This window comes from Microcystis sp. LE19-131.1A, assembly GCF_027532015.1.
Taxonomy (GTDB): Bacteria; Cyanobacteriota; Cyanobacteriia; order Cyanobacteriales; family Microcystaceae; genus Microcystis; species Microcystis ichthyoblabe_A.
In genome coordinates, this window is record NZ_JAPZSS010000062.1 from 23,478 (window position 1) to 29,540 (window position 6,063).

The following is a 6,063-nucleotide window of genomic DNA, read 5'->3' on the forward strand; positions in this document are numbered from 1 at the left end:
TGGCAAAATAAAGATTAACTCTCCTATTGACCTCATCGCCTATGGACTGGTGGCACAAACTCAAAGATAATCCTCTCGCTCGTTGGGGAGCAGTTTTACTGTTAATCTTCTATTTAAGCGTAATGGCGGCGGATTTTGTCGCTCCCTACTCTCCCTACTCCTCCCAACCCGGTCAGTCTCTCCTCCCCCCCACCCAAATCTTTTGGCGCTCGCAGTCGGGAAGTAACAAGGGTGAGTGGATTGGCCCCCACGTCTATCCCACTACTCAAAGTGCTATTAATATAGAAACTGGTGAGCGGAAGCTAATTAGAGATTTTAACAAACCCTTGCCGCTGCGTCTCTTGGTTCAGGGTGAAACCTATAATTTCGGTCAAATTCGCCTACCTTTGCCGCCAAAATGGAAGGAAGTAACTTTATTCCCCGGTATTCCTTTTGATATCCATCTGTTCGGGGTCATCGGCGATGGTAGAATCAATATATTGGGAACTGACGAATCGGGACGCGATAGTTTTAGTCGCCTGATTTTCGGAGGCAGAATTAGTTTATTTATCGGTTTGGTCGGGATTTTAATTTCTTTCCCTATTGGTTTATTTGTCGGTGGCATTTCTGGCTATTTTGGCGGTTGGTTAGATGCGATTTTAATGCGTTTTGTGGAAGTTTTAATGACTATCCCCGGCATATATTTACTCGTGGCCCTAGCAGCGGTTTTACCCGCAGGATTAACCAGCACCCAGCGCTTTTTATTAATCGTCCTGATTACTTCTTTTATCAGTTGGTCGGGATTAGCGCGGGTAATTCGCGGTCAAGTTTTATCCCTGAAAGAACAGGAATTTATTCAGGCTGCTAAAGCTATGGGAGCAAAACCTCTTTATATTATTCTGCGTCATGTGCTGCCCCAAACTGCTAGTTATATCATTATTTCCGCTACGTTAGCCGTGCCGGGATTTATCGTGGCCGAATCGGTTTTAAGTTTAATTGGTTTGGGAATTCAACAACCGGATCCTAGTTGGGGAAATATGCTTTCTTTGGCTACCAATGCCTCAATTATTGTTCTACAACCCTGGTTAATTTGGCCACCTGCTTTGTTAATTATTCTCACCGTTTTAGCTTTTAATTTACTCGGTGATGGTTTACGCGATTCTCTAGATCCTCGCAATTTAGAGAGATAATTTAGCCATTATCAGTTATCAGTTATCAGTGAACTGATAACTGATAAGTCTCCCCACTCCCCCACTTCCCATTATGAATAAAATCAGTAAAACCTTTAATAATTTCGCCGATGGTTTAGTGATTTATAGTCAAAGATACGGGAAAATAAGCTGGTTAATATTTTTAATTATCTTTGCTTGTATCATGACGATAACCTTTAATTTTCCCGCACAATCGACCAATCAAACCCAAGAAAAACCCGAAATTCGTGGAGTTTGGTTAACTAATATCGATAGTGAAGTATTATTTAAACCGGAAATCCTAAAAGATGCCCTTGATAGGTTGGCCGATTTAAACTTTAACACCATTTATCCCACGGTCTGGAATTGGGGTTATACACTCTATCCTTCTAGGGTAGCAGAAAAAGTGACAGGACGAGCGATCGATCCCCATGAATCTTTAAAAAATCGCGACTTTTTAAAGGAAATAATTAGCCAAGGTCATCGGAAAAAATTAAGAATTATTCCCTGGTTTGAATTTGGTTTTATGGCTCCTGCGGATTCAGAATTAGCCAAACAACATCCCGATTGGTTAACCCAAAGACAGGATAAAAGTGTGATTTGGTGGGAAGGAAAAGTGCATCAACGGGTGTGGTTAAATCCCTTACATCCGCAAGTACAAAATTTTATTACCGATTTAGTCAGCGAGATTATTACTAACTACGATATAGAAGGAATTCAGTTTGATGACCATTTTGGTTATCCCGCCGATTTTGGCTATGATGAAACCACAATTAAACTCTATCAAAGGGAACATTCGGGAGAATTACCACCGCAAGATTACCAAGATAAAGCATGGATTCAATGGCGGGCCGATAAAATTACTGACTACATGAATAGTTTAGCCCAGACGATTAAAAAGCACCAACCTAGAGCGATTATTTCCCTATCTCCTAATCCCTACACTTTCTCCCTAGAATTTTATCTTTTAGATTGGCAAAAATGGCAACAAAAAAACTTGATTGATGAATTAATAATACAAGTGTATCGAACTAATATGAACGCCTTTGACCTGGAATTATCCCAACCAGAATTACAACAAGCTAGAGAATCTATCCCCGTAGCTATTGGGATTTTATCTGGTTTAAAAGGTCGTCCGATTCCGATGGTTAATATTACTCAACAAGTGGAAAAATCGAGACAAAAAAATTTTGGTGTTTCTTTCTTTTTCTACGAAACTTTATGGAATATCAGCAATGAATCTCCTTCCTATCGACGCAGGATTTTTCGGGAAATACTCCAGTCTGCTAATCCTAGCTAAAATGGCTGACTTTAAGCGAAATTATCGCCCTAACCTGGCTATAGTTTCTTAAGTTTATCTTTAAATTAAGAAAAAGCAGCAGGGAGAAACTAAAATCGCTAGAATGAAAAAAGACTCTCCCTTATCACTTTATCCATGCTGATCAGACATAACCGAAGCTCGATCGCTAAACCTATTTTACTGTTTCTCGGCTGCCTTGTGATCGGGGAGTTGGGGGTGTTAGTGGTGGCCAATAGCCTCTGGTTTACCGAGATGGGTTATTTAAACACTTTCCTGAAGCAATTATCTTGGCAACTGGGATTAGGTTGGGGAAGTGCGATTCTTTCTCTACTTTTTATCTTTACTAATTTACGTTTAGCCCAGCGTTTTCGTTGGCAAAAACCCAAAGAAGATAGTTATCCTCTTAGTCCTCAATCTCCTAGTATTAATTTACTCGGCCTTTTGATTATCACAACGGGAATTGGAGCTTGGATTGGGTCAATGTTATTGTATTACAGTAAACTAGCCCTCAGTCTCTGGACACCAGATTTTAATCTCCCTAACCTTAGTTCTTCCCTAAGTTCTCCTCTGCAAATAGTTTGGATTAGGCAAGTATTAACCGATATTTCCAGTAATCTTTGGCAAGGGGTAATCATTGCTATTTTAGTCTTGGGATTATTAATCAAAACCGAGTATTTTTTGAGAATAATATCTATAGTATTTACTGTAATGCTATCTTTTATTATTGCTGGGCAGTGGGCGAATTTTTTAAAATATTTTTATGGTGTTCCTTTCAATATTAACGATCCTCAATACGGGAATGATTTAGGTTTTTATATCTTTCAATTACCCCTGTGGCAGTTACTAGAATTATGGCTCGGTGGTGTGGGAATATATACTCTTTTTGCTGTTATTTTAACCTATCTTTTTTCGGGTAATAGTCTTTCTCTGGGAACATTTCCGGGGTTTTCCCGTCCGCAACTGCGTCATTTATACGCCCTGTGGAGTGGGTTAATGGGGCTGCTAGTATTACACCATATTATTCAGCGTTACCTGCTACTTTACTCTCCGGAAGGGGTAGTTTATGGTGCGGGTTATATCGATGTTCATGTTGGTCAATTTATTGAAATTATTCTGGGAATTATTGCAGGAATAACCTCTATATGGTTAGGAGAAAAAGCATTATTTGGTAAAAAAGACCGTCGCAAGTTATACAAAAATACTAAGAAAAAGTTGGTATTTTTCCCCTACTTAGTTCCTGTATTTCTCTATTTAATTGTTTGGATAAGTGGCACAATTATCAGTGGACTATTGCAAAGAACTGTCGTACAACCGAATGAATTAGTGAGAGAAAGACCCTATATCGAAAGAAGTATTCAATCCACAAGAGCGGCTTTTTCCTTAGATAGAATTGATGCCCAAGTTTTCGATCCACAGGCCGAATTAAATGCCGAAGTTTTAGAGAGAAACCATCTAACTATCGATAATATTCGTCTTTGGGACACCAAACCACTGCTAGAAACTAACCGACAATTACAGCAAATTCGCTTATATTATAAATTCCCCGATGCTGATATCGATCGCTATCGGGTACGCGTAGGACTGCCTGAAAAAATCGAGGAACGTCAAATATCTGAAAAACAACAGACAATTATTGCCGCTAGAGAATTAGATTATAGTGCGGTTCCCACTTCTGCTAATACTTGGGTGAATAAACATCTCGTTTATACCCACGGTTATGGGTTCACTCTTTCCCCAGTTAATTTAGTGGCTGCCGGGGGTTTACCCTACTATTTTGTCAAAGATATCGGCACAAATAAAGACGAAGGAGCTCTACAAACCTCTAGCGAATTAATTGATTATAGTATTCCCATTGGTAAACCCCGCATTTACTACGGGGAATTAACTAATAATTATGTGATGACTCCCACCACCGCAGAAGAATTGGATTTTCCTAGCGGGGATGGAAATGTCTATAATACCTACGATGGAAAGGGAGGAATCTTAGTGGGGAAGGGGTGGAGACGTTGGCTATTTGCCCTTTATCTGCGGGATTGGCAAATGTTATTTAGCCAAGATTTTACTCCCGAAACTCGCTTATTAATGCGTCGTGATATCCAAAATCGCGTGCAAACTATCGCACCTTTTTTAAATTATGATCGCAACCCCTATTTAGTAGCGGCAGATGTGGGCGATAGTAGTAGTAAATTACATTGGATTATTGATGCTTATACTATCAGCGATCGCTATCCCTATTCTGACCCGGGTAAAGATAAATTTAACTATATTCGCAATTCGGTCAAAGTGGTAGTGGATGCCTATCATGGAACGGTGAATTTCTATGTTGCCGATGAAAATGATCCAATTATTCAGACGTGGAGTAAAATCTTTCCTCATCTCTTTAAATCTTTAGCAGAAATGCCGAAAACTCTCCGCAGTCATATCCGTTATCCTGAAGATTTATTTAGTACCCAAGCGGAAAGATTATTAACCTATCACATGACCGATCCACAGGTATTTTATAATCGGGAGGATCAATGGGAAATTCCCCTAGAAATTTACGGCACGGAACCCCAGGCTGTATCACCCTATTATTTAATCATGAAACTGCCCGATTCCGACAAAGAAGAATTTATTCTCCTCCATCCCTATACTCCCTCTAGTCGGCAAAATTTAATCGCTTGGTTGGCAGCTCGTTCAGATGATAGAGAGTATGGTAAGTTATTGCTCTATCAATTTCCTAAACAAAGGTTAGTGTACGGACCGAATCAAATTGAGGCTTTAATTAACCAAGATCCAGATATTTCTCAACAGATTTCCCTTTGGAATCGGGACGGTTCTAAAGTTTTGCAAGGACACCTATTAATTATTCCCATTGAACAATCGCTGCTTTATGTAGAACCTTTGTATCTAGTGGCAGACCAAAATAGTGTCCCGACAATCGCTAGAGTAACAGTTGCTTATCAAAATAAAATTGTCATGGAACCAACCTTGAAGGAAGCTTTAGAAAAGCTATTCTCAGGCCATCAGAGTTAAATTGCCGCTAATTTGGCCACAAATTAGCAAGAAAGCTGAAATATCCCCGAATTTGCCCAGAAAATTGCCTGCTCTGGTTAATCAGCCAATTTTAAAATCCAGTATCATCAAAGGATTGAGTTATGCTTTTAATTGGAAAAGTGGGCAATTAATTCTGTGCGAGATGAATTAATTATTAAAGGGGTAAACTCCTCCACTGGTAATAATAAAATGCGATCAATGATCAGGGACAAATCTGGGTCTAAATTACCAAAACGAGCTTTCAATAAATTTTCTATCACCAGACGTTCTCCCTGTTGAAGACCCTGTTGAAGACCCTGTTGAAGACCCTGTTGAAGACCCTGTTGAAGACCCTGTTGAAGACCCTGTTGAAGACCCTGTTGAAGACCCTGCTGAAGACCCTGTTGAAGACCCTGTTGAAGACCCTGTTGAAGACCTTGTTGAAGACCTTGTTGACGGCCAGCATCCAGTTCTTCCTGAAGACGGGAAGTGTATAAAGGTGATAATCTCATAATTAACTCTCTGTCCTCCTGTTCAAGCTCTTGATCGTTAGTTAAAGAAGTTCTCAAGTTTAATAAT

General features: G+C 39.7%; 3 protein-coding genes and 1 pseudogene. 3 read left to right on the forward strand and 1 reads right to left on the reverse strand.

All coding sequences use genetic code 11. The annotated features are described in order from the left end of the window. Positions 1-41: 41 nt before the first annotated feature. From O9323_RS05450 to O9323_RS05460, 3 genes are all read left to right on the forward strand, one after another. Positions 42-1,169, forward strand: a complete 1,128-nt coding sequence (locus tag O9323_RS05450) for an ABC transporter permease (protein WP_287232527.1) — start codon at positions 42-44, stop codon at positions 1,167-1,169. 73 nt (positions 1,170-1,242) lie between these two features. Then, positions 1,243-2,469 carry a glycoside hydrolase family 10-like protein gene (locus O9323_RS05455; RefSeq protein WP_287232525.1) on the forward strand — a complete coding sequence of 409 codons (1,227 nt, stop codon included), beginning with the start codon at positions 1,243-1,245 and terminating at the stop codon, positions 2,467-2,469. Positions 2,470-2,604: 135 nt separating this feature from the next. Further along, a complete protein-coding gene (locus tag O9323_RS05460; protein ID WP_004158592.1) occupies positions 2,605-5,484 on the forward strand; it encodes a UPF0182 family protein in 2,880 nt (959 codons plus the stop codon). Between the two features lie 128 nt (positions 5,485-5,612). Here the strand turns inward: O9323_RS05460 and O9323_RS05465 are convergent. Further along, positions 5,613-6,063: pseudogene (locus O9323_RS05465) on the reverse strand (flagellar assembly protein H); the annotation flags it as partial.

Excerpts from the sequence above, each read along its gene's own strand:
- O9323_RS05450 (WP_287232527.1), top strand. The coding sequence starts at position 42 with ATGGACTGGTGGCACAAACTCAAAGATAATCCTCTCGCTCGTTGGGGA.
- O9323_RS05455 (WP_287232525.1), top strand. The coding sequence starts at position 1,243 with ATGAATAAAATCAGTAAAACCTTTAATAATTTCGCCGATGGTTTAGTG.
- O9323_RS05460 (WP_004158592.1), top strand. The coding sequence starts at position 2,605 with ATGCTGATCAGACATAACCGAAGCTCGATCGCTAAACCTATTTTACTG.